Here is a 579-nt window from a genome sequence, read left to right as displayed (position 1 = left end):
CGTCTCGAGGAGCTCTTCGACGAACTGGCGGAGTTGACCGGTCAGCGTAATGCGATTGATGGGCGCGTCGTGGAGATCGTGGCCGAGATCGACCGCGACGAGTTGTGCGGGATGACCGGGGCGCGGTCGGTGCCGGCGTTGGTGGCTTGGAAGACGGGGTGTTCGCCGGGGAATGCGCGCACGATCGCCACGATTGCGAGCCGGCTGGAGGAGTTTCCGCGCTGCGCGGCGGGCATGCGAGAAGGTCGGCTGTCGCTGGACCAGGTTGGGGTGATCGCGGCGCGGGCCGGTACAGGGTCTGATGAGCATTACGCCGAGCTTGCCGCGGTGGCCACGGTGAACCAGTTGCGTACCGCGGTCAAGCTGGAACCGCGTCCCGACCCCGAGCCCCGGCCGGAGTGGCGGGGGCCGTTGGCCTCGATCACTAAGACCTCCGACGAGCAGGGCAGCTGCTATCGGATCACCCTTCCGCACCCCGATGCGGCGACGTTCGACGCGGCGGTGGCGTCGCATCGTGAGGCGCTGATCGCCGAGTGGAAACACGATCAGGCCACCAGCGCGGGTGATCAGCGGCCGCCG

At 68.6% G+C, this 579-nt stretch carries 1 protein-coding gene; it reads left to right on the top strand.

What is annotated here, in order from left to right; genetic code table 11:
- A partial coding sequence (locus A5646_RS21770) for a DUF222 domain-containing protein (protein ID WP_231998454.1) occupies positions 1-579 on the top strand: 579 nt, incomplete at both ends.

It is taken from the genome of Mycobacterium sp. 1245499.0, from assembly GCF_001673615.1.
In the GTDB taxonomy this organism is placed as follows: domain Bacteria; phylum Actinomycetota; class Actinomycetes; order Mycobacteriales; family Mycobacteriaceae; genus Mycobacterium; species Mycobacterium europaeum_A.
This window is presented reverse-complemented; position numbering and strand designations above follow the sequence as displayed.